The 22146-nt window shown below is 70.4% G+C and carries 19 protein-coding genes; 7 read left to right on the forward strand and 12 right to left on the reverse strand.

Annotated features, from left to right (window positions below; genetic code table 11):
* Positions 1–3 precede the first annotated feature (3 nt).
* Together ACTWQR_RS07070 and ACTWQR_RS07075 are read right to left on the reverse strand one after the other, a co-directional pair.
* Positions 4–504 carry a cysteine dioxygenase gene (locus ACTWQR_RS07070; RefSeq protein ID WP_443226040.1) on the reverse strand — a complete coding sequence of 167 codons (501 nt, stop codon included), beginning with the start codon at positions 502–504 and terminating at the stop codon, positions 4–6.
* Positions 501–1394, reverse strand: coding sequence for an amidohydrolase family protein (locus ACTWQR_RS07075; RefSeq protein ID WP_443226041.1), 894 nt, complete (start codon positions 1392–1394; stop codon positions 501–503). Before ACTWQR_RS07075 ends, ACTWQR_RS07070 begins: the two co-directional genes overlap by 4 nt.
* 197 nt (positions 1395–1591) lie before the next feature.
* Here ACTWQR_RS07075 and ACTWQR_RS07080 point away from each other — a divergent pair, with 197 nt between their 5' ends.
* A complete protein-coding gene (locus ACTWQR_RS07080) occupies positions 1592–2596 on the forward strand; it encodes a LacI family DNA-binding transcriptional regulator (protein ID WP_443226042.1) in 1005 nt (334 codons plus the stop codon).
* A gap of 406 nt (positions 2597–3002) precedes the next feature.
* On the opposite strand, the gene ACTWQR_RS07085 is transcribed toward ACTWQR_RS07080, so the two are convergent.
* The 9 genes from ACTWQR_RS07085 to ACTWQR_RS07125 form a co-directional block, all read right to left on the reverse strand.
* A complete protein-coding gene (locus ACTWQR_RS07085; RefSeq protein ID WP_443226043.1) occupies positions 3003–4439 on the reverse strand; it encodes an aldehyde dehydrogenase family protein in 1437 nt (478 codons plus the stop codon).
* The gene (locus tag ACTWQR_RS07090; protein WP_443226044.1) at positions 4436–5968 is read right to left on the reverse strand and encodes a GMC family oxidoreductase; all 1533 of its coding nucleotides are present in this window, start codon (positions 5966–5968) and stop codon (positions 4436–4438) included. The genes ACTWQR_RS07085 and ACTWQR_RS07090 overlap by 4 nt, the downstream gene beginning before the upstream one ends.
* A gap of 646 nt (positions 5969–6614) precedes the next feature.
* Positions 6615–7571, reverse strand: coding sequence for an AraC-like ligand-binding domain-containing protein (locus ACTWQR_RS07095; protein ID WP_443226045.1), 957 nt, complete (start codon positions 7569–7571; stop codon positions 6615–6617).
* Positions 7572–7767: 196 nt separating this feature from the next.
* Positions 7768–8772 (reverse strand): 3,4-dihydroxyphenylacetate 2,3-dioxygenase, encoded by a 1005-nt coding sequence (gene hpaD, locus ACTWQR_RS07100; RefSeq protein WP_443226046.1) that lies wholly within the window; start codon positions 8770–8772, stop codon positions 7768–7770.
* Complete coding sequence (hpaE, locus tag ACTWQR_RS07105; protein ID WP_443226047.1) at positions 8769–10277, reverse strand: 5-carboxymethyl-2-hydroxymuconate semialdehyde dehydrogenase; 1509 nt, start codon at positions 10275–10277, stop codon at positions 8769–8771. Before hpaE ends, hpaD begins: the two co-directional genes overlap by 4 nt.
* Positions 10274–11206, reverse strand: coding sequence for a 4-hydroxy-tetrahydrodipicolinate synthase (dapA, locus tag ACTWQR_RS07110; RefSeq protein WP_443226048.1), 933 nt, complete (start codon positions 11204–11206; stop codon positions 10274–10276). The genes hpaE and dapA overlap by 4 nt, the downstream gene beginning before the upstream one ends.
* Positions 11203–12648: a fumarylacetoacetate hydrolase family protein gene (locus ACTWQR_RS07115; protein WP_443226049.1), complete on the reverse strand. Its 1446-nt coding sequence runs from the start codon at positions 12646–12648 to the stop codon at positions 11203–11205. The genes dapA and ACTWQR_RS07115 overlap by 4 nt, the downstream gene beginning before the upstream one ends.
* The gene (hpaB, locus tag ACTWQR_RS07120) at positions 12648–14099 is read right to left on the reverse strand and encodes a 4-hydroxyphenylacetate 3-monooxygenase, oxygenase component (RefSeq protein WP_443226050.1); all 1452 of its coding nucleotides are present in this window, start codon (positions 14097–14099) and stop codon (positions 12648–12650) included. Before hpaB ends, ACTWQR_RS07115 begins: the two co-directional genes overlap by 1 nt.
* Positions 14100–14158: 59 nt before the next feature.
* Positions 14159–14662, reverse strand: a complete 504-nt coding sequence (locus ACTWQR_RS07125; RefSeq protein ID WP_443226051.1) for a flavin reductase family protein — start codon at positions 14660–14662, stop codon at positions 14159–14161.
* Between the two features lie 317 nt (positions 14663–14979).
* Here ACTWQR_RS07125 and ACTWQR_RS07130 point away from each other — a divergent pair, with 317 nt between their 5' ends.
* The 6 genes from ACTWQR_RS07130 (at position 14980) to ACTWQR_RS07155 (ending at position 20858) form a co-directional block, all read left to right on the forward strand.
* Positions 14980–15525, forward strand: coding sequence for a MarR family winged helix-turn-helix transcriptional regulator (locus ACTWQR_RS07130; RefSeq protein ID WP_443226052.1), 546 nt, complete (start codon positions 14980–14982; stop codon positions 15523–15525).
* Between the two features lie 467 nt (positions 15526–15992).
* On the forward strand, positions 15993–16490 hold the full coding sequence (locus ACTWQR_RS07135; protein ID WP_443226053.1) for a hypothetical protein: 498 nt from the start codon (positions 15993–15995) through the stop codon (positions 16488–16490).
* A 119-nt stretch (positions 16491–16609) separates the two neighbouring features.
* Positions 16610–17281 carry a class F sortase gene (locus ACTWQR_RS07140; protein WP_443226054.1) on the forward strand — a complete coding sequence of 224 codons (672 nt, stop codon included), beginning with the start codon at positions 16610–16612 and terminating at the stop codon, positions 17279–17281.
* Between the two features lie 368 nt (positions 17282–17649).
* Positions 17650–18657 carry a hypothetical protein gene (locus ACTWQR_RS07145; RefSeq protein WP_443226055.1) on the forward strand — a complete coding sequence of 336 codons (1008 nt, stop codon included), beginning with the start codon at positions 17650–17652 and terminating at the stop codon, positions 18655–18657.
* Positions 18658–19003: 346 nt separating this feature from the next.
* Positions 19004–19381, forward strand: a complete 378-nt coding sequence (locus ACTWQR_RS07150; RefSeq protein WP_443226056.1) for a peptidase inhibitor family I36 protein — start codon at positions 19004–19006, stop codon at positions 19379–19381.
* Positions 19382–19997: 616 nt separating this feature from the next.
* Positions 19998–20858 (forward strand): class I SAM-dependent methyltransferase, encoded by an 861-nt coding sequence (locus tag ACTWQR_RS07155; protein ID WP_443226057.1) that lies wholly within the window; start codon positions 19998–20000, stop codon positions 20856–20858.
* 225 nt (positions 20859–21083) lie between these two features.
* On the opposite strand, the gene ACTWQR_RS07160 is transcribed toward ACTWQR_RS07155, so the two are convergent.
* Positions 21084–22046 carry a nucleoside hydrolase gene (locus tag ACTWQR_RS07160; protein WP_443226058.1) on the reverse strand — a complete coding sequence of 321 codons (963 nt, stop codon included), beginning with the start codon at positions 22044–22046 and terminating at the stop codon, positions 21084–21086.
* Positions 22047–22146 lie beyond the last annotated feature (100 nt).

Raw genomic sequence — 22146 nt, forward strand, 5'->3', positions numbered from 1 at the left:
CTTTCAGGCGGCCGGGGTGTCCAGGGGGCGCAGTTCGTCCGCGTACGAGACGGAGATCCGGCGCATCAGGCCGTCCTCGGTGATGTCGTACTGGCCAAGACGCCACAGCGGCGGTGAGTACGCGTGGATGGAGACCGCGTCGTCGGTGGCGCCGGTGAGGCGGTGGATGTGCTCGGGGCCGAAGCAGAAGGACTCGCCCGCGCCGATGGTGACGGACAGGTGGCGTCCGCCTATGCGCGGGTTGGACTCGTTCAGCGCCCCCTGGACGACGGCGACCGCGCCGGAGGAGAGGTCGTGGTCGTGCCAGCCGGTGTCGTTCTGCCGGGTCCAGCACAGCAGCCAGACGTCGACGTACTCGTCGCGGTGCAAGGAGGCGTAGTGCCGCTCCTCGTCGGAGAAGGCGACCTGGTCGCGCCACTGCTCGGGGCGGGCGGCGAGGTTGTCTACGAGCGCTTGGAGCTCGTGCTTGTCGAGCGTGCGGTCCGGCAGGGCCTGGTACGTCATGGAGTGGCTCCCTTCAGCAGACGGGCGGGGTTGGCGGTGCGCAGGGCGTGGACGGCGGCGTCCGCGCCGAGGTCGGGGATGACGGGGGACGCGTAGGGGCGGTCGCTGCCGGTGACGACGACGTCGATGCCGACGGCTCGTACGATCGCGTCCACGGCTCGCGTTCCGTACGACGAGGTCTCGTAGAAGGCGTCGAAGTCGACTTTGCCGCGTCCGCCGCCGCGGGCCGCGAGCCGCTCGCCGTGCAGCGGAGCCAGACCCGCGAGGGCGGCGAAGCAGACGCGCAGGCGCGGATGGCGGGCGCGGCCGAACGCGCGGAAGGCGAACCAGGACGCGTGCATCTGGTGGAGGTACGGGACCAGAGCGGGCCACCACGGTGGGGCGTCAGGGGTGTGCGGGGCCGCGCCCGGGTGGATGAATAGGGGAAGGCCGAGGCGGGTGAGGACGTCCAGGAGGGGCGCGCACTGGTTCCAGCCGGTCGCGTCGAGCAGTGCCGTGGCGGGGAGTTGGAGGCCGGCGCAGCCGCGCCGCAGTTCGCGTTCGACGGCCTCGGGGTCAGGCGACGACAGGCAGGGCGAGGCCCAGACGCCGAAGGGCTCGGGGAGGGCGAGCGCGCCGTCGTGGAATGCGGTCAGCAGCGGGGTGGCCTCGGCGGGCGGCAGGTGTTCGATGCCGAGCGGGCTGGAGAGGGAGACCAGGACCAGGTCGAGGCCGTCGGCGGCGGCCAGACGGGTGCGGGCGGCGATGTCGTGGTCGGCCGGGTCGACCTCGTACGGCGGCTCGCCCGCCAGGTGCAGCGTCCAGCCGTCGAGGTGCGGCGGCGCCGTGCGGGCGCGCAGCAGCTCGGTGAACTCGGGCGGCCAGATGTGCTGGTGGACGTCGGTGGGCACGCGGTAGTCCTTGGAGATCCTCAGGGGGGGAGGGTGGTTCGGGCCTGGTCAAGCTGCTCAAGCAGGTCAAGCGTGGTTAACCGCTTCACTTATGCGCTTAACTTAAGCGCTTAACAAGATGGCATGTCAAGGGCCCGCCCACAGTGCGGACGGGTTCACATGCCCGTAACGCGGACGTGTCCCGGTAGGCTTCCGGCATGGTCAGGCCCAATAAGCGCACCACCCTTCGTGAGGTGGCCGAAGCCACGGGCCTCTCCACCGCCGCCGTCTCCTACGCCCTGCGCGGCAAACACGTCTCGAAGGAGACCGAGGAACGGGTACGCAAGGCTGCGGCCGAGCTCGGTTACGAGGCCGATCCCATCGCCCGCGCCCTGGCCAGCGGCCGCACCAGCATGGTCGGTGTCCTCGCCGGTGACCTCCAGGACCTCTGGCAGCAGCAGCTGATGGCGGCCATCGGCCGTGAACTACTGGCCAGCGATCGCTATGCGCTGATCCTCGACGCGGGCGGCGACCCCGACCGCGAGCTGTCACTCGCCAAGCAGCTGCGCGACCAGCGAGTCGACGCGCTTCTCGTGTCGCCTGTGAACCCGGCCGCCGACGGCTGGGCCGCCATCGCCGACGCGCTGCCGGTGGTGGCTGTCGGGGACTCCCTGCAGAAGGCCCGCACGGCTGGGCAGGTCATTTTCGACAACCGGGCCGGAATCGACGCCGTACTGGACTATCTGCACGAGCTCGGCCACCGCCGGGTGACCGTGCTGACCCCGACCCGGCCCAGCACGCCCGACCGGCCCGCCGACGTGTATGTGCGCGAGGCGGCCGACCGGCTCGGGCTGCTGGCCGAACTGGTGCCCTGTCCACAGGAGTTGGGGGAGGCGACGGCGGTGGCGCGGCGCGTCCTGGACGGTTCTCGGCCCGCGACCGCCGTCTTCTGCTTCTCCGACTCCCTCGCATACGGGGTGTACGCGGCCGCGGCCGAGGCCTCGCTGGTGGTCGGGCGGGACGTCTCCGTGGTCGGCTTCGACGATCACCCCGTCTCGCGGGTGCTCGCACCGCCGTTGACCACCGTTGACTGGGGGCTCACCGAGATCGCCGTGGAGGCGGCCCGGTTGACTGTCGCGGCGATCGAGGGGAAGCGGGTGCGGAAGACACGGATTCTTTGTGCGCCGCGGATGAGCGAGCGGGGGTCGGCTGTGCGGGTGTAGCTGGAGATCACCGTGTGGTCTGTGGAACAGTTCTACGTGCTCAGCGGAGAACCGGAGGGGCCGGTGACCTCGCCCACATTCCCCGTAAGACACGGCGCCGGTTTCTGAATGTCGGCCTCCACCCAGCCCAACTCCCATCGACGCACCGGCCGCGGCGCGGCGCCACGCAAAGCTTCCCACCGGGGGTTTGGCGAACGGGATGCTCCGGAAGACCGCGAGACCGTCCTCGTGGCGGCCGCGCACCACTGCATGGTTCTTCAGGGTGCCGGACGGCCGCCGGGTGCCCAGGTGCCCGGGCACCCGGGCACTCGGACAGGCGGGCGGACAGGCGGATAGGCCGCGCATCATTTTGAGGAACGTGCGGTCCGAACCCGCGGGGGCCGCCTGTCCGCGACGGGCGCGCACCTCAGGCGAGCGAGGTCCACACGCTCTTGACCTCCGTGTACGCGTCGATGGCTGCGCTGCCCATCTCCCGGCCCCAGCCGCTGGCCTTGAACCCACCCCATGGGGCGGAGGCGTCCACGGGGTTGGGCATGTTGATGAACACCGTGCCCGCCCGGATGGAGCCCGCCACGCGGTGCGCCGCGCCCACGTCGCGGGTCCATACGGCCGCCGCCAGGCCGTACTCGGTGTCGTTGGCGCGGGCGACGGCCTCGTCCTCGTCGTCGTACGGCAGGATGGACAGCACCGGGCCGAAGATCTCCTCGCGGGCGATGCGCATGTCGTCCCGTACACTCGTGAACACGGTCGGCTGGTAGAAGAAGCCCGGCAGGTCGTCGACGGGGGCCCCGCCGGCGAGCAGCTGGGCGCCTTCCTGGACCCCGCTGCGCACGAGTGCGTGGACGTGGTCACGGTGTTCGCCGGTGACCAGGGGGCCGAGTTCGGTGTCGGGCGCGCTGCCCGCGCCGAGTCGCATCCCGCTGACGGCCTTGGCGCAGCGCTCGGCGAACTCGTCGGCGAGGGAGCGGTGGACGAGGAACCGGGTGTAGGCGGCGCACACCTGGCCGCTGTTGAGGAGCGCGCCCTGAAGGCAGCCCGCCACGGCCGCGTCCAGGTCGGCGCCGGGCAGTACGAGGCTCGGTGCCTTGCCGCCGAGTTCGAGCGTGACCCGCTTGAGGTTGCCCGCGGAGGCCCGGACGATGTCCCTGCCGGTCTCGGTCGAACCGGTGAAGGAGACCTTGTCCACGCCGGGGTGCTCGACGAGGGCCCGGCCGGCCTCGGGACCACCGGTCAGCAGGTTGATGGCGCCGTCCGGCACACCGGCCGCCCGGCACAACTCGACGAGCCGCACCGTGGTCATGGGGGTTTGTTCCGCGGGTTTGACGATCACGGTGTTCCCGCAGGCGAGGGCCGGTGCGATCTTCCAACTCGCGATCATGAGAGGGAAGTTCCACGGGGTGATCAGCGCGCACACTCCCACCGGCTCGCGCTTGGTGTACTGCAGCACGCCGGGGATGGACAGTGGCGCCGTCTCGCCGTAGATCTTGGTGACCCAGCCGGCGTAGTAGCGGAAGTGCTCGGCAGCCGCGGCGACGCTGACCGCCATGGAGATGCCGAGCGGCTGGCCTTGGTCGCGCGTCTCCAACTCGGCCAGTTCCTCGGCGTGCTCTTCGATGAGGTCGCCGATGCGCCACAGGATCCGGGCACGCTGGGCCGGGACGAGCCCCGCCCACTCCGGGTTCTCGAGGGCGGCGCGGGCGGCCCGTACGGCCGCGTCGGCGTCCGCGGTCCCCGCCAGGGACACCTGGGCGTGGGGTTGCCCCGTCGCCGGGTCCAGGGTCTCGAACTCCGCTCCGGAGGCCGCGGCTTGCCACTCGCCACCGATGAAAAGGGTGTTGGTCACAGCTGTGCTCCCAGGATGAGGTCGGCGCAGCGCTCGCCGATCATGACGGCAGGTGCGTGGGTGTTGCCGGAGGTGACGGAGGGCATGACGGAGGCGTCCGCGACGCGCAGCCCGGCCACGCCGTGTACGCGCAGCTGCGGATCGACGACTGCCATACGGTCGATGCCCATACGGCAGGTGCCCACCTGGTGGTGATAGCTGAGGAGGGTCCGCTTGATGTACGCGGCGACCTCCGCGTCCGTACGCACGTACGGTCCGGGTGCGACCTCGCGGGCCCGCCAGTCGCCCAGCGACTTCTGCTCGCCGATCTCCCGCACCTGCTGCACGGCCCGCACCATGGCCGCGAGGTCCGAGGGCTCGGAGAAGTAGCCAGGGTCCAGGGCAGGAGCCTGGGTGGGGTCGGCCGAGCGCAGCCACATGCGGCCCCGGCTGAGCGGACGGATCGTCCCGGCGAGGACGGAGAAGCCGTGGCCCTCCTCCGGAACGTCCATGTCGGGCACCGGCAGTGGCAGGTGAGACATCAGCGGCTGCAGGTCAGGCACGGCCAGCGCCGGGTCGGACTTGGCGAAGTAGTGGGCCTCCAGTGCGTTGGCCGTACCCTGCGGCACCGGCCGTGCCGACTCCCACACCACCGGAGCGAGGGTGTGGTCGTGCAGGTTCTCGCCCACGCCCGGAAGGTCCGCGGTCAAATCGATACCGAGGGCCCGCAGCTCGTCCGCCGGCCCGACACCGCTGAGCAGGAGCAGTTGGGCCGATCCGATGGTGCCGCCGGACAGGATCACGTCCCCTTCGCAGCGGATCTCCGTCGTACGGCCTTCGCGCAGCACCTCGACGCCCCGCGCCCGGCCGTCGGCCACCAGGACGCGCGTGACCGCCGCGCCGGTCATCACTGTCAGCAGCGCACTGTCGAGCACCGGCTCCATGAAGGCGGTCCACGCGCTGACGCGCTTGCCGTCGCGGATGTTGCGGTGCAGCAGGTTCACGCCGAGCTGGTCCTGGCCGTTGCAGTCGTCGTTGTACGGGATCCCGTAGTCCTGGCATGCCTCCACGAAGGCGGTGGTCACCGGGTTCGGGGAGTGGTTCCGGCTGACGGGCAGCGGACCGCCGGCCCCGTGGTAGTACGACGCGCCGTCCTCGAAGTCCTCCGAGCGTTTGAAGTACGGCAGCACCTCGTCGTACGACCAGCCCGCCGCTCCCTGGTAGGCCCAGCTGTCGTAGTCGGCCCGGTTGCCGCGGACGTAGATCATGCCGTTCAGGGCGCTGGAGCCGCCGAGGACCTTGCCGCGCGGCCAGAACACCTGGGTTCCCGAGGCGTGCCGCTGGGGTTCAGTGGTGTACGCGTGGTCCTGCGGGGAGTTCCACAGCTCCCACAGGCGCCCGGGGTCGTGGATGGCCGGGTTGTCGTCCCGGTCGCCCACCTCGATCAGCAGGACGGTCCGGCCGGCGTCCACGAGTCTGCGCGCGAGCGCACAGCCCGCCGACCCGGCGCCCACCACGATGTGGTTGTAAACGGTGTGTGTTGCTCGCATGACGGGAGGGTCACAGACGGACGGGCTGCCCGCTTGTGCCGTCGTGCACGGGCTGTTGCGGAGGCGGGCACGAAGGCGGTGCACGAGCGGATGGACCGGCCCTTGGCCGGGCGCACGATTCCCCTGCGGGCCTATGGGCGACCTGGCAGCCGCGGTGGGTGACCGGGCCGGACCGTGCGGGCGGACGGCTGGTCCGAGGCAGCACGCGACGGGCCAGGACCACCGAGGTGGTCCTGGCCCGTCGCGGGAGTCGCGGAAAGGGGGGCGGGGTCAGGACACGGCGGGTGCGCTCGTGGTTCGCTCCGTGGCGCCGACGCGGACCGCCGGCCGTGTTCTTCCTGCGCAGGACGGCGGGAGCCGTCTCCTTCAGCCCGAGCGCGAGCAGGACGACCAACGCGGCACCCGCCGCCGAGATGTAGATGTTCCTGCGTAAGCCGCTCACTGGCGCCCGTGAGGCGGGCCCGTGAGGAGTGTGCGGTTCTCTCTCACGACCGGAGGGTGCACTTCGGCGGCCCACTCCGGCTTGCGTGATGGTGCACCGGCCCTCGCTGGGGCGGGCACGATCGGCAGATCCACCGTTTTCTGGACGTACTACGACAGGAAACGAAAGGGCCCCCGAAAGCGAAGCGAAACCGTGTGACCGCCGCTAAGCGCCCAGCGCCGTGCGCCCGGCCCCGCGTGCCTCCGACGGGCTCATGCCGTAGGCGCTCTTGAAGGCGTGGCTGAAGTGGGCGGGGTCGGGAAGGCCCCAGCGGCTTCCGACGGTGGCGACGGGCATATGGGCGAGCGCGGGGTCCCCGAGGTCGCGCAGGCACTCGGCGAGGCGACGCTCCCGGAGCCAGCCCGAGACCGTGTATCCCCGCTCGGCCAGCAGCTTGTAGAGGAAGCGCCGCGATATGTGGTGGGCGGCCGCGATCCGGTCGGGGCCGAGCCTCGGGTCGGAGAGCCGCTGCTCCATGTACGTGAGGATCCGCTGGGCCAGCAGCTCCCGCCCGTCGTCCTGCTGCGTCACGTGCACGGCACCCCGGTCCGAGAGCATCGCGCCGACCAGGTCGACCACGCTGTCCGCGAGCCGAGGCGTGCCGAGAGCGTCCAGTTGCCGCACCTGCCCGGCCAGTCCGCGCAGGAACGGGTGCACCACGGGCCCCAGTCCGTCGCTGCACGACACGGTGGTGGCGATCACGCGGGTCAGGTCGCGCTCGGGCAGCCGGAGCATAACCCGCGGGAACATCAGCACGAGTGTGCGGTACGGCTGGTCGAAGTCGAGTGTGTACGGGTGCCGGGTGTCGTAGATGGCCAGCTCGCCCGGCTTGAGCAGGGCCTGGCGATCCGCCTGGCTCAGCATGCACTGCCCGGCCAGCTGGAGACTCACCTTGACGAAATCGGCCGGGTCGGAGGCGATGTGCCTACGGGTGTGGGCGACGACGTGCGGATCCGCGGCCACGACAGACACCTGCACCGCGCCGAGCTGGGCGGTGTGCAGGGAGGCGCGGAAGTCGGGAACCTCGTGCGGCAGTGCTTCCAGCGGCACGAAACTCTGGCCGACCACTTCCCTCCAGAACTCGAAGCGTCCTGCGGAGGTGTCGTCCGACGGAGTCGTCATCGAGGGCATGGGTCTCCTCTGCGAGCCCTTCGGCAAGCCGGCAGGTAGGCGTGCCGCCGGATACTAACTGTCGTATCCGGTTTTTACAAAGTGTGATGAATGGGTTGTATGGGAAGATCCCGTGTCTGTCGAGGGCGCGGCGAGGGGGTCCCGGAAGGGCGCGAGGCACCTCCGGGTCCCCCCACCGCCGGGAGCATCAGCCGAGGCCGTCCGCACCCACCTGAACCGCGGACTCGTCGAGGACGGTGTCGGTCACGGGCCGCGGGCGTCCGTCCAGGTCGAGGACGGGGACGGCCTCCTTGTACCAGGACTCGATGACGGCGTTGCCCCAGAAGTCGCGGCGGCGGTCGTCGCGCACGTTCCAGCGGTACGTCTCGTGGTCCGGGTCGCCGGTGTAGTAGTCCGAGGTGTAGATCTCCACGCGGTGGCCGTCGGGGTCGCGCAGGTAGAGGTAGAAGGCGTTGGAGACGCCGTGCCTGCCGGGGCCCCGTTCGATGTGGTGCTCTTTGTGCAGTGAGCCGAAGATGTCGGCCGCGCGCAGTACCTGGTGGGACTCGTGGGTGGCCACCCCGACGTGGTGCAGGCGCGGCCCGGCACCCCCTGTGAAGGCGACGTCGTGGACGGTCTGCTTGCGGTACATCCAGGCCGCGTACAGCTCGTGCTCGTCCCCCTCGATCGTTTCCGAGCAGCCGAAGCCGAGGGACTGGTAGTGGGCGTAGGCGGCCGGGATGTCGGGGGTGCAGATGTTGAAGTGGTCCAGGCGGGCGATCTCGGCGCCGTGGCGGATGTCGTAGCGCTGGATGAGGCGCTCGGCGCGCTCGATCTCGTGGAAGAACTCCACGGGGAAGCCGAGGGGGTCGATGACGCGGACCGCGTCGCCGATACCGTGCGTTCCCTCGCCCTTCTTCAACCGCTTGACCGGGCAGCCGAGTCCGGCGAAGAACTTCTCCGCCTTGTCGACGTCCTCGGGGGTGCGGACGCGATACGAGATGTGGTCGAGGGCCGCCAGGTCGCCCTTGCGCAGCACCAGCGAGTGGTGGGTGAGTTCGTCCGTGCCGCGCAGGTACAGCGACTCGGCGTCCTCGTACTGCACGTGGAAGCCGAGCATGTCGACCCAGAACCAGCGGGCGGCACCGAGGTCGGTGACGGCGAGCTGGGCGTAGGCGGACCGGACGACGTCGGGGGCGTTCGAGGCGGTCATGAGGTGGCTCCGAAGCGGGGGGTGTGCACCTCGGCGAGGGCGACGTGGACGATCTTCGATTCGGTGTAGAAGTCGATGCTGTGGGCGCCGCCCTCGCGGCCGACGCCGGAGGCCTTGACCCCGCCGAAGGGAGTGCGCAGGTCGCGGACGTTGTGGGAGTTGATCCAGACCATGCCGGATTCGACGGCGTGCGCGATGCGGTGGCCGCGCTTGAGGTCCGAGGTCCAGATGTAGGCGGCCAGGCCGAACTGCGTGGCGTTCGCGAGTTCCACGGCCTCGGTCTCGTCGTCGAAGGGGGCGACGGCCACGACCGGGCCGAAGATCTCCTCCTGGAAGATACGGGCGTCGCGTTCGACGTCGGCGAAGACGGTGGGCTGGAGGTAGTTGCCTTCGGCGAGGTGGTCGGGGCGGCGGCCACCAGCGACGAGGCGGGCCTCCTTCGTGCCGATCTCCACGTAGTTCAGGACGCGCTCGTAGTGTTCGGGGTGTACCAGTGCGCCGACCTCGGTGGCCGGGTCGGAAGGGAGCCCGACGCGTACGTTGGCGGCCCGCTCCGCCAGTCGCCGGGTGAACTCCTCGTACAGCGGGCGCTCGACGAGTACGCGTGAACCCGCCGTGCAGCGCTCCCCGTTGAGGGAGAACACGCCGAACACGACCGAGTCCAGCGCGGCCTCGAGGTCGGCGTCGGCGAAGACGACGACCGGGGACTTGCCGCCCAGCTCCATCGACACCGTCTTCAGGTGCTCGGCGGAGGACCGGATGATGTGCCGGCCCGTTTCGGAGGAGCCGGTGAAGGAGATCAGCGGTACGTCCGGGTGGTCGACGAGGGCTTGGCCGGCCTCCTCGCCGATGCCGTGGACGATGTTCACCACCCCGGCCGGGACACCTGCCTCTTCGAAGATCTCCGGCCACAGCGACGCGGAGAGGGGGGTCCACTCGGCCGGCTTGAGGATCAGCGTGCAGCCCGACGCCAGGGCGGGGGCCAGCTTCCAGCTCTCCAGCATGAACGGGGTGTTCCACGGCGTGATCAGTCCGGCGACCCCGACGGGGGTGCGGACGACGTAGCTGAACTGGTCGTCGCCCTGCCGGAACGCCTCCTCGCCGAGGGCCACGATGACATCCGCGAAGTAACGGAAGTTCTCGGCGGCCCGCCGCGCCTGGCCACGGGCCTGCGTGATCGGCAGCCCGGAATCGTACGACTCGAAGGCGGCGAGCCGGTCATGACGGGCCTCGACGGCGTCGGCGATCCGGTACAGGACACCCGCGCGTGCCCGGTTGGAGAGCCCGGCCCACTCCGGGAACGCGACCCGGGCAGCCGTCACCGCCCGGTCCACGTCGGCCGCGGAGCCACGCGCGGCCTGTGCGTAGGCCGTGTTGGAGACCGGGTCGGCGACGTCGAAGGTGCGTCCGTCCGCGGCGTCGACGAGGGCACCGCCGATCCAGTGCGGGATCACGGACGGAAGGTGCTCAGGGGTGGAGGGAAGGTGCTCAGGGGTGGTGCTCACTGCGCGGCTCCGATCTGCTGGGTGAGGTCTCCGCCCTCGCGGAGCAGCGCGCGGATCTTCGACAGGCCCGCGTCGGTGGGAGAGATGAGCGGCGGGCGGACATGGGACGACGCGATACGTCCCTGCTGGTGCAGCACCCACTTCGCCGGCGCCGGGTTCGTCTCGACGAACAGGAGGTCGACGAGCGGGTGCAGGCGGTAGTGGATATCGCGGGCACCGTCGAAATCGCCCGCCTCCCACAGCTCGTACATCCGAGCCACCGCGCCGGGCGCGAGATTGGCGACGGCCGAGACGAACCCCGCACCGCCGAGCGCGAGCAGCGGCAGGCACAGCAGCTCGATGCCCGACCACACCAGCAGTGAGCGCCCGCAGGCGTGCAGCACGCGCGAGAAGTGCTCGAAGTCCTTGGTGGTCTCCTTGACCCCCACGAAGTTCTCGAAGTCGGTGAACAGCCGCTTCACTGTCTCGGGCGCGATGTCGACGGCCGTGCGCGAGGGCACGTTGTAGGCGACGATCGGCAGGTCCGGGAACTCCCGTGCGACGGTCGCGTACCACTGGTACAGCGCCTCCTGCGTGGGGCGCGCGTAGTACGGCGTGATGACGAGCGCGGCATCCGCGCCCAACTCCTGTGCTGCTGCGGTCATTTCGAGGGTCTCGTCGAGCTTGGCCGAGCCGGTGCCGGGCAGGAACGGGACGCGGTCGCCGATCTCCTCGACCGCCGTCCGCATCCCCGCGATCCGCTCGCTGACGCTCTGCGCGCTGGGCTCCCCGGTGGACCCGCCCAGCGAGATGCCGTGCGAACCGGACTCCAGCTGGAAGCGGATCAGCGCGCGCAGGCTGTCGTGGTCGACGGCTCCGTCCGCGGTGAAGGGGGTGATGGCGGGAGCGATGGATCCGCGGATGGCGGACGGGTCGCTGCGGAATTTCATGTGGGCTCTCCTTGCGTGCTGCGTTGCTTGCGCCACCGCTCGTACATCTCGTGCCAGTCGGGACCGAGGGGATACAGGCCGTCGATGTCGTGCCCGGCGCGCACCTGTTCGGTGATGAAGTGCTCCCGCTGTTCCTGCTCCCGGCAGTCGGTGATCAGGTCCTCGGCCAGCTCGGGCGGCACGACGACCACGCCGTCCGCGTCTCCCACCAGCAGGTCGCCGGGCTGCACGAGGGCTCCACCGCAGGCGATCGGTACTCCCGTGTCCCACGGCACATGGCGGCGGCCGAGGACAGAGGGGTGGGCTCCGCCGTGGTAGACGGGCAGCCCCAGTTCGGTGACGGCGACGCTGTCGCGCAGGCCTCCGTCGGTGACCACCCCGGCCGCGCCGCGCTGTTGGGCGCGCAGGGCGAGGATGTCGCCGAGCGTGCCGGCGGATGTGTCCCGGCGGGCGTCCATGACCAGCACATGGCCGGGTCGCAGCTGCTCGATGGCCTGCTTCTGGGCGTTCATGCCGTTGCCGTACCGCTTGAACAGGTCCTCGCGCAGCGGCAGGTAGCGCAGCGTGTGGGCGACGCCGACCATCTTCGTGTCCGGCCGTGTGGGGCGTACCCCGTCGATGGACATGTGCGGCAGTCCGCGCCCTCGCAACTGTGCGCTGAGTGTGGCGACCGCGACCGAACGCAGTCCCTCCTCGATGCGTTTGTCGAGTAGTGGCTCGGGGATGAACGCGGCTCCGTGGGCGGCCTCGCGTTCGGCCGCGTCCGTCCTCGGCATCGCTCCGTACGTCTCCAGGGCGGGCCCGGAGGCGATGGGGTTGCGCAGCCGCCCGGTGGACTGCCCGCTGCCGGTGACCTCGACCTCCACCGTGTCGCCGGGGGAGACGACGGACGCGCCGGCGGGAGTGCCCGTAAGGATGACGTCCCCGGGCTCCAGCGTGACCAGTCTCGACAGATCGGCGACGAGCTGTCCGAAGGGAAAGAGGAGCGTGTCGGTGGTGTCGTCCTGCACGAGTTCGCCGTTGACCCAGGTTTGCAACCGGAGTGCGGCCGGGTCGAGCCGACGGGCATCGAGCAGCCGCGGCCCGATCGGGGTGAAGCCGTCCGCGCCCTTGGAGCGGAGGTTGGAGCCGCGGTCGGCATACCGCAGGTCGTAGACCCCGGCGTCGTTCGCGGCGGTCACCCAGCGCACGTGGGACCAGCCGTCCTCCGGCCGCACCCGCTGGGCCCGGGTGCCGACGACCAGGGCGATCTCGCCTTCGAACCCGAGAAGTTCACATCCCTCCGGGCGGACGATGGCTTCCTTGGTGCCTGCCAGCGACGAGGGGGGCTTGAGGAAGTAGGAGGGCTGCGCCGGGATCCGGCCGCGCTCCTTGGCCCGGCTGGGGTAGTTGAGATGGACAGCGATGATCTTCGAAGGGGGGTTCCCCAGGGGGTGCGTCATCAGGAGCGCTCCAGGAACGCCTGGACCTTCGCCTTGTGCGGCTCACGGTCGTACGACTTCACGTACGCGCCGGCCATGCGGACGGGATCGCCGAAGAAGTAGTACTCGTACAGGGCCTGGCGGCTGGAGAAGGCGGAGATGCAGGTGTCCCAGACGAGACGGAACAGCTTCACGCGTTCGGCGCCGGTGAGGGTGGCCGACTGGAGGTAGGCCTCGATGTCGGCGGCCGCCGGGCCTGTGATGTCGAGTTCGGTCGGGGTGGCCATCAGGCCGGATGCGCCGAGCTTGCGCAGGATCTGCGGGAAGCGCTGGTAGAGCTTGGGGTAGAGGTTGCGGGCGGCGTTGAGGGGGGCCCAGGCCGGGGTCAGCACCCCGTACTCGTTGACCTCGGCGTCGGCTTCCGCCGCGCGCAGGAAGGCGCGCAGCGTCTCCAGCGTGGTGATGATCTCGGCGATGTCCTCCTGGACGTGCTGGAACTGCTCGATGCCGATGGCCTCCGTGAGGAGTGTCACCAGTCCGAGGATGTACTCGGTCTTGGCGGTGGTGCGGGTGACGACCTGGTGGGTCATGTGCACCACGGAGGCCGTCTGGGAGTAGAAGCCGTTGCACAGCTCGGCGTCACCGAGCGCGAAGCAGCGCTCGAAGGGCACGTGCACGTCGTCGAAGACGACCACACAGTCCGATTCCTCGAAGCGGGAAGCGAGGGGGTGGTCGTGGCGCGGGCGGTCGTAGTCGAGGGGCTCGCGGGCGATGTAGCGCAGGCCGGGGGTGTCGTTGGGGATGGCGAAGGCGTACGAGTACGGCTTGTCCTCGGGGGTGCCGCGGAGCACGGTCGAGGGGAAGACGAGCATCTCGTCGGCGAAGGGGGCGATGGTGGCGAGCATGCGCGCCCCGCGGATCACCACGCCGTTGTCGTCCTCCTTCACGATGCGTGCCGCGAGCTTGCCGCCCGCCTGCTGGGTACCGGCCACCGCCCGGTTGACCTGCGGCGGGATCAGCGTGTGCGTGCACAGCAGATCCTCTTCGCGGGCCTTCTCGTAGTAGCGGCGGATGTTCTCGCCGAAGGCGGGATTGGCCTGGGCGAACCAGTCGGCGGCCGAGGCGAGCGCCATCAGGGAGCTGTTCATGTAGTCCCCGGTGCGGCCCAGCATGCCGTTGCTGTGGTCGGCCCACACCTTGAACGCCTTACGGCGCTTGACGAGATCGTCGGGGGTGCGCGGAGTGAGGAAGGACGTGCCGACCGGCTCACCGGAGGTGGGGGAGGCGTACGTGAGGACGTCCTTGTGTTCGTCGCTGTGCTGGAGGTCGTACAGCTCGGCGTAGGTCTGCACCACGTTGCGGAAAGCGGGGTGTTCCTGGATTCCTCCGGTGAGCGTCTCGCCCTGGATGTGCACGGTGGGGCGGGACTGGGAGAGGCGCTCGAGGAATTCCTTGCCGGTGCGTGCGGCCATGCTGGTTCTCCTGGGGAGTGGGGTGGGGCTTGAGAGGGGGCGGGACGGGCGGAAGAGCTTCAGAAGAGGTGCTCGATGCCGTCGGTCGACTCGGTCGTGGACGCGAAGCGGCTCCAGGCGTAGGTCAGGGCGTCACCGTCGCGGTGACCGAGGTCGGTGACGCGGCCGAGGACCAGGGTGTGGTCGCCGCCGTCGTACGCCCGCCAGGGCTCGCACTCCACCCAGGCGAGCGGGTCGGCCAGCCGGGGGACGCGCGCGCCCTCCGTCCAGCGGGGCTCCGCGGTGCTCGGGGCCCCGGCGAACAGCCGGGCCAACTGCTCCTGTTCGGCACCGAGGATGTTCACGCAGAAGGGCCCGTCGGCCAGCTGGTCGTGGCAGCGGGCCCGGCGGGCGACGCTGACCAGGACCAGCGGCGGTTCGGCGGACACGGACGTGAAGGAGTTCATGGTGGCGCCCCGCGGACCGCTGTCGGTCGCGTACGACACCACCGTGACGCCGGTGGCGAAACGGGACATGCAGGCACGCAGCGCGCCGGGACTGGGGGGAGCGAGTGCTTCGGGCATACGAGGTTCCTTCGGATCGATCGCCCGCCACACCGTCCCCGTCGACGGGGGAGGAACGGCCGGGGCTACCCGGCCGCGCATCGGAACGCACGGCCGGGAGGAGACCTGTCCCCTGACAGACCCAGGGGACAACGCAGAACAACTACTGCTCAGGGCATATAATCAATGCTTTGACTAATTGCGACCGTACCCCCGCCGGCATCTCTGGGGAAGCCCTCGCGCGAAGGTTTTTTACGGTACGGAAACCTGGACGGGGTGCCGAGGCGTGCCCGCTTCCCGAGTTCGGTCCGGGGTGCCGCCCGACCTACACTCCGACTGTGACCCAGGAACCGGAACCGCTGGATGCCGACCACCTGCACTTCTGGTCGTTCATCGACCACGCCGTCGACCGGGCCTCGCGGGAACTCCCCGACATCGACCCGCTCGCCATGCGGCTGGTGCTCACCCTCCACCGCGCGGCCAACATGCTCGTCTACGACCTCGAATCCGCCGTACACAGGCCTCGCGGCTGGTCATGGCCCGGCTTCCGAGTGCTGTTCGCCGTCTGGCTGTCGGGCCCGGTCGAGGCGAAGAAGGTCGCGGAGCTGTCCGGCATGAGCCGAGCCGCCGTGTCGGCACTGGTGAACACGCTGGAACGGGACGGCCTGGTGAGCAAGGAGCGCGCCTCCTACGACGGGCGCGCGGTCCAGCTCGGCCTCACCGAGGCCGGCCTGCATGCGATCGCCACTGCCTTCCAGGCACACAACGCACGTGAACAGGAGTGGGCGGGCGCTCTCAGTGAGGACGAGCAGCAGACCCTCATCGAGTTGCTCGGCAAGCTGACCGCGCACTCCGCGCACTCCGACGTCCGGCATCGGACCTGAGTGGGTCTTCCCAGGGCGACGAGTCAGTGGCAGGCGTCCACCTGGCGGACGCGACTGCTTCGCCGCCCAAGCCGCCTACCAGCGCCGACCGCAGTTGCGGCACGGGCGCCCGAAACCGTCGGCCGGCGGGGCACATCCCTTCTCCGCGTCGCCCGTATTCGGCTCAGTGCTGAGCCGGTGGGCCGGCTGGGCGTCGCCTCAGGTGGGGCACGGGCACGCCTCGACGATCTGCTTCATGGCGATGGCGGAGATCAGCTTCTGTACACCCGGCAGTCTGGTCAGCTGCCCTTCGTAAAAACGGCCTGCCGCGGGAGCGGCAGGATGCCGACGTCAGGGTGTGGCCTTAACCCGACTGAGCGCCCCGAATGGTGTCACGGTGAGGAATGGCTGACGGTGGATCACGTCAAGGCCGGGTCAGGTCAGCTGACAAAGCGCCAGCTGCCCGGCTGCGACGGAAGGAATGCCAGATGCGTTCTGCCCGCATGCTGCTCGTCACCGGAGCGGCCACGGCCGCCCTCGCGATCTCCGTGCCCATCGCCTACGCGGATGCGTCGGGTGACCGGGACCACAAGGACTCTGCCCACAGCAAGGAGCACGACAAGGACAGCAGGCACGACTCCCCCCGCGGTGGGATGCACACCGGTGGCGGAGCACTGACCACGGTGAGCGAGGACGACGGGGGCGCCGGCAGAGACGCCAGGCACGACCCCCAGACCTACGAGGAAAGGGACGGCGGGCGCCACGCCGATTCCTGGAGCGGCGACCACGACAAGGATCGCTGGAAGCCGGAGCACGACAAGGACCGCTCGAAGCCGGAACACGACAAGCCGCGCGGCGGCATGCACACCGGAGGCGGTGCGCTCGCCACGCCGGGTGTCACCTCCGGCGGGCTGGCCGTGCTGGCGGTGGCCGGCACCGGTCTGTACGCGCTGCGGCGCAAGAAGGCTTCGGACAGCGTGGCCTGACCGATGCCTGACGCCATAGCAGCCGGGCCCGCCGCACATGCCTCGCGTCGCGGCGGCCCGGCTCGCCTTCCCGCGTGTTGTGTCAGCCCCGCTGCCGTGCCCGAGAGAGGTGGTGTCCGATGGCAGCCAGTCCTCCTTCCCCTACCGATGCCAGCCCAATGCCGCCCGAGCGGAGATCACGCACCGGTGTGACGGTGTTCTGGGGCGTGGCCGTCCTGGTCATGGTGGTGAGCTTCGTCGTCGGTCATGACGAGCCGTCCGATGTCGGCCGCGCGCCGCATGCTCCGCCGGCCGTCGCCTCGACCTCGTCGTCCGCCGTGCACGGGGCGGGAAAGCATCTGCCGTGGTCAAGGCCGACCCGCCTGCTCATCCCCAGAATCTCGGTCGACGCGCCCTTCACCGACCTCGCCATCGGCCGGTCGGGCCAGCTCGAACCCCCTCCGGCCGACGACGTCAACCTCGTCGGCTGGCACGCCAAGGGCGTGTCCCCCGGTGAGACAGGCACCGCGATCATCGCCGGGCACGTGGACACGGCGACGTCTCCGGCCGTGTTCGCGGACCTCGCCGAACTGAAGAAGGGCGACCGTTTCCAGGTCGCCAGGGCGGACGGACGCAAAGCCTCCTTCGTGGTCGACAGCGTGGAGACGTTCGACAAGGAGCGCTTTCCCGACCGGCGCGTGTACGCCGATACCTCCCAAGCCCAGGTACGGCTCATCACCTGCGCGGGGGACTACGACCGCGACGCGAAGGACTACACCGAGAACCTGGTGGTCTTCGCGCACCTCACCTGAGAGGTCTGTTCCCGATGCCCGCCGCAACGGCCTTGGCGGACTCCTCCCGCCGCCCCTGATGCGCGGCCACTTGAGAATGGGCAGCTGGATCTGTGCAGAGCCGCGTACGACCCGGATGCCAAGGAGGCCGCCTTCTACAGCGCTACGGCAGCGCCCTGAGCGACAGGCACCCACGCGCCGTTCCCGGGAGAACCGGGGGGCGGCGGTGGCTCCCGCGCCCGGGCCGGTCCGAGCCCCGCCCTATGACTTCCGAGGGTCACAACTGTCTCCCTCTCCTCTTCTAATGGGAGCCGAGCCGACGGGGGAGTCGGGGAGTCGGAGGACGACTGATCCGGTCTGTAGGACCGGACGGGCAGGGGGTGGCCACGGTGCGGGCTTCGAGGTTCGTGTCCACGGTGGCGCTGTCGATGTGCGTGGTGGCCATGGGCGGCTGCGCGGAAGGCGCGGGCGGGAATGACGCGGGGGAGTCGCGGCCCGTACCGCGGTCCACCCGGGCCCAGGACGATCTGCTGAAGAGCGCCGAATCCGCGCTCGTACGGCGCTGCCTGACGGAACGTAAGGTGGCGCTGCCACCGGCGCAGCGCGGGTCGGCGAACCGGACCGGAACCGGCAGCGGTACCGCGCAGGACCAGGGAGCCGCACGACAGCGCCAGTTCCCGTACGGGATCGACGACCCCGCCTGGGCCGCCGAGCACGGCTTCGGCAGCGCGGCGGCGACCGGAGGCGGCCCGGACCGAGGTGACGGAGCCCGCGACGCCCCGCAGGCACAGCCGACACAACAGGCACAGCCGACACAACAGGCACAGCAGCAGGCAGGGCAGGCGCCGGCATCCAAAAGGCAGGCGGCGGAGCGGCAACAGCGGCTGGCCGACGCGTTGTTCGGCATCGGACGCCGTGAACTGTCCACCCGGACGGCCACCGGACTGGTCGTCACGGCCAACAGCGACGGCTGCCTCGCTGAAGCACAACGTGTCCTCTACGGCGACCAGGCGCGCTGGTTCCGTGCCGAGGTCGCGGTCAACAACCTCGAGGCCGCCGCTCACCACCGCGTGACCCGGGACGCGGCGTACCGGGCCGCGCTCGCCCGGTGGGCGCGCTGCGTAGCCCCGGTGCAGAAGGCCGAGGACCCGGGAGAGCTGCGCAACGCATGGCAGCGCCGTGCCCGCGACCTCGAGCCGCGCCAGGCCACGGGTCTACAGCGGCGGTACGCCGTCGCCGAGGCACGGTGTGTGCGGAGCACGGACCTCGCAGGCACCGGCGCCCGGCTGGAGAAGCGCCACGCGGCCGACGTACGGGCCGAGTACGCCGACCTGGTCGCCGACCACCGGCGGATGCGTGAACGCGGCCTGCGCCATGCCGTCCGGCACGGCCTCTGAGCGCATCTCCCTGCGACCGACACCACCGACATCACCGAGGCCCGCGGCCCAGCCGGTGCTTCACCTATGAGGTTTCCCCGCAGACCGCTGCACCGCCTTCAAGCCCAGCAAACGCCGCCTCGCCGCCTCCGCAGCCGCGCTGTCCCGCGGTGCCGCGCGCCGCGTCACCACAACCAGACTCCCGGAGCCATGGCCGGTCGACCGGTCGACCAGAGCACCGGGTTCAGCGAGTGCGTCCCGTCGGGGGCCACTCGGCTTCACGCACCAAGATCACCGAAGCACCGAAATCACCGAAACATCGAGATCGCCCAACCGCACGGCGTTCCCTATCGAAAGGACCGACATCATGCGCAAGACCTTCATCTCCGCGGCCGGCGCGCTCCTCGCCGCCGGTGCCGCCCTGGCCGCCGTACCGGGTACGGCCCAGGCCGCAGCTCCCTGTGCCGAAGGGAGTTTCTGCGCCTACACCGACGCCAATTACGGCGGCCTGTCCGTGGGCTGGACCGGCGACGACGGCTGGTGGGAGGGCAACATCGCGGACGAGGACAGCTCGTGGGCCAACCACGGGATCTCGGGCCCGGGTATCAAGGACCACGTCAAGGTCTACGCGAGCGCATGGCAGGGCGGCGGCGTCACCATCTGCCTGACCCCCGGCCAGGAGGTCCCCTCCAACGCCACCGCCAACGACCGGGGCGACTCCCACACCTGGACATCCAGCTGCTGAACGCACAAAGGAGGCCGGCTCACCACCTGGGTGTCCCCCGGGTGGTGAGCTTCGCCGCTGGGGCACCGCGATACTGCACGCACGAACCGCCGAAGAAATGAAAGCGCGACCGACACCGCGCCGTTCACCTTCGTCGGCGGCGTCGAGGCAGCCATCAGCGCCGCACTGGAGTACGCCTGCGACCGGGTCGTCGGAGGGTTCGGCGTTCTTTCGCGACCTGCCCCCTGGCCGACCCGATCCGTCTCGACAAGCCTTCTCCGGTCGTCCGCGGCGACCGCGTGACACACCTCGTGTACAACGTCGCGAAGGGGTGATCGCGGGCCAGAACCGGTGATACGCCGGCGCGACTCGGGCAGCCTGGTCCGGCACCGGCCCCTGCCGGACCACCGAAATGACAGGGCCACGGACAGGTGCAGAGGTCGATCACCGCGAGGTGGGTCACGGTGGATCACGCTTCAAGGGCGGACGAGGACGGCCTGAGGCGGCAGGTGAGGCACTCGGCAGTTCTGATGCCGGTGCGCGACCGCCCCACGGACGAGGTCGGCACCGCCAGCCCGCCGTTCACCCGAACCGAAGTTCTGCCCACCCTCACGCCTGTCCGCGGTTGGATGGCCTCATGACCGACGCGAGTATGCGACAGGAGCCGTTGGACCCCGCCGACGAGCAGATGATGCGGGCCAATCAAGCGAACTGGGACGCCCGGACGCCCGTCCACCTGGCCAGCCAGTTCTACGGCCTGGACAAGCCCCTCGAGCCGGCCCGGTGGTTCGCCGACTGGGAGTGGGAGGACCTCGGCGATCTGTCCGGCCGCGACGTGCTGCACCTCCAGTGCCACCTCGGCACCGAGACGATCGCCTTGGCTCAGCGCGGGGCCCGAGCGGTCGGCCTCGACATCTCCGAGGCATCGGTCAGGGCCGCGGCCGGCATCGCCCAACGAGCGGGCGCCGACGTCGAATACGTACGGGCCAATGTGTACGACGCAGGTGAGGCCCTTGGCGAGCGGCGGTTCGACGTCGTCTACACCGGCAGGGGCGCCCTGTGCTACCTGCCCGACCTGGACCGCTGGGCCGCGACGATCGCTCGACTCCTGCGACCCGACGGCCGGTTGTACATCGCCGAGTTCCATCCGCTCCTCAACTCGCTGGGGCCCAAGCCCGCCGAGGGCGAAGGCTCCGAACTCCTGCTGCGCCACGACTACTTGGGGAGCGGGACAGCCGTGCACCGGGACGCCAGGTACACGTACACGGACGGCCCGGCCGTGGCAGGCGCCACCGACAGTTTCGAGTGGATGCACGGCGTGGGCGAGGTCGTCAACGCCCTGGTGGGGGCGGGCCTGCGGATCGAGCGGCTGCGAGAGAGTGACGAACTGCCGTGGCCGCGCTGGCCCGAGATGCGCCGCACCTCCTCCGGCTGGTGGCGCCTGCCGGACAGTTCCGCACGCATTCCTCTCCTGTACGGGCTCCTCGCCCGCCGCTGAACAACTGCAGTCACCCCGGCCTCGATGGGCAACAGGCCGCAGGGCGGGGTCATTGGTGACGGGCGACATGTCGTGATCGGTGCTTGAAACACGTGCACCCGCAGCGTGAGCGGTCTCCGAGGGAGGTCGATCATACGGCGAATGGCGGTCCCTCATGACAGTGGCCGAGTCCCGCCAGTGGGAGCACGGCGGCATTCGGCCACCCCTCCGCATGGTCAGGGCTGGTCAGGGCTTCTCCACCGTCGTCAGCCACAGCATCACGTACCGCTCCACGTCGACGCCCAACGCCACGTCCACCAGGGCCTGTTCGCGTGCGCCCTCATGGATCTCGGCCTCGCCGGGGCGCGGGCGGCGGTCGACGATCGTCTGACCCCGGGCGGGGCCGGGGGCCAGGCTCACCTCGACCGGCAACGGCTCGGTGGTGATGCCTTCCGGGTCGACGACCGCGCAGATCGCGCCCGCGTCACCGAGGCCGCCCATGGGGGTGGGGTCGCCGGAGGTGGCCGGGTCGCGGTGGGCGAGCAGTTCGCCGGCCAGCCGCAGCCGGGGCTCCGAACTCGCGCGCAGCCTCTGGACATCCGCGGCCGGGACGAGGACCTGCTGGAACACGTCGAGGCCGTACATCGTGATCGGCACTCCGGCGGTGAGCAGGATGGCGGCGGCCTCCGGGTCGTGCCACACGTTGAACTCCGCGACCGGCGTGGCGTTCCCGGCCGCCACCGCGCCGCCCATGAACACGATCCGCTCGATGTTCCGTACGACTTCCGGGTGCGTACGCAGGAGCAGCGCGATGTTGGTCAGTGGCGCGGTGGGAATCAGGGTGACCGGTCTCGGCGAGGCGAGGATCTCCCGCCGCAGCAGCGTCACCGCGTCCACGTCGACCGGCACCCGGGTCGGCGCGGGCAGCCCGAGGTCGCCCATCCCGTCCTGGCCGTGCACGTGCCGCGCCGTCCGCACCGGTTCGATCAGCGGCCGCTCGGCACCCCGGGCCACCGGAATGCCGGGCGCCCCGGCCTGCTCCAGCACGGTCAGGGTGTTGCGGACGACCCCGTCCACATCGGTGTTCCCGGCCACGCAGGTCACCGCCCGCACGTCGAGACCGGGATGTCGTACGGCGAACAGCAGGGCCAGGGCGTCGTCGACACCGGTGTCGCAGTCGATGATCACCGGGATGGGCTGACCGGTCACGGCGGCGCTCCTCCGTCCAAGAGTGTCTGTACGACATTGACCTTACGCAGCCGCCCACAGTCCGGACCCGCGAGCCCCGACCCGGGCGCCGACCCGGCCC

Source organism: Streptomyces sp. 2A115 (genome assembly GCF_052245575.1).
Taxonomy (GTDB): domain Bacteria; phylum Actinomycetota; class Actinomycetes; order Streptomycetales; family Streptomycetaceae; genus Streptomyces.

Bases quoted from the DNA above. Each gene is read 5' to 3' on its own strand.
- ACTWQR_RS07155 (WP_443226057.1), top strand. From the start codon at position 19,998: ATGACCGACGCGAGTATGCGACAGGAGCCGTTGGACCCCGCCGACGAG.
- hpaD (WP_443226046.1), bottom strand. From the start codon at position 8,772: ATGACCGCCTCGAACGCCCCCGACGTCGTCCGGTCCGCCTACGCCCAG.
- dapA (WP_443226048.1), bottom strand. From the start codon at position 11,206: ATGAAATTCCGCAGCGACCCGTCCGCCATCCGCGGATCCATCGCTCCC.
- ACTWQR_RS07125 (WP_443226051.1), bottom strand. From the start codon at position 14,662: ATGCCCGAAGCACTCGCTCCCCCCAGTCCCGGCGCGCTGCGTGCCTGC.
- ACTWQR_RS07080 (WP_443226042.1), top strand. From the start codon at position 1,592: ATGGTCAGGCCCAATAAGCGCACCACCCTTCGTGAGGTGGCCGAAGCC.
- ACTWQR_RS07070 (WP_443226040.1), bottom strand. From the start codon at position 504: ATGACGTACCAGGCCCTGCCGGACCGCACGCTCGACAAGCACGAGCTC.
- ACTWQR_RS07140 (WP_443226054.1), top strand. From the start codon at position 16,610: ATGGCAGCCAGTCCTCCTTCCCCTACCGATGCCAGCCCAATGCCGCCC.
- ACTWQR_RS07090 (WP_443226044.1), bottom strand. From the start codon at position 5,968: ATGCGAGCAACACACACCGTTTACAACCACATCGTGGTGGGCGCCGGG.
- ACTWQR_RS07150 (WP_443226056.1), top strand. From the start codon at position 19,004: ATGCGCAAGACCTTCATCTCCGCGGCCGGCGCGCTCCTCGCCGCCGGT.
- ACTWQR_RS07115 (WP_443226049.1), bottom strand. From the start codon at position 12,648: ATGACGCACCCCCTGGGGAACCCCCCTTCGAAGATCATCGCTGTCCAT.
- ACTWQR_RS07135 (WP_443226053.1), top strand. From the start codon at position 15,993: ATGCGTTCTGCCCGCATGCTGCTCGTCACCGGAGCGGCCACGGCCGCC.
- hpaB (WP_443226050.1), bottom strand. From the start codon at position 14,099: ATGGCCGCACGCACCGGCAAGGAATTCCTCGAGCGCCTCTCCCAGTCC.
- ACTWQR_RS07095 (WP_443226045.1), bottom strand. From the start codon at position 7,571: ATGACGACTCCGTCGGACGACACCTCCGCAGGACGCTTCGAGTTCTGG.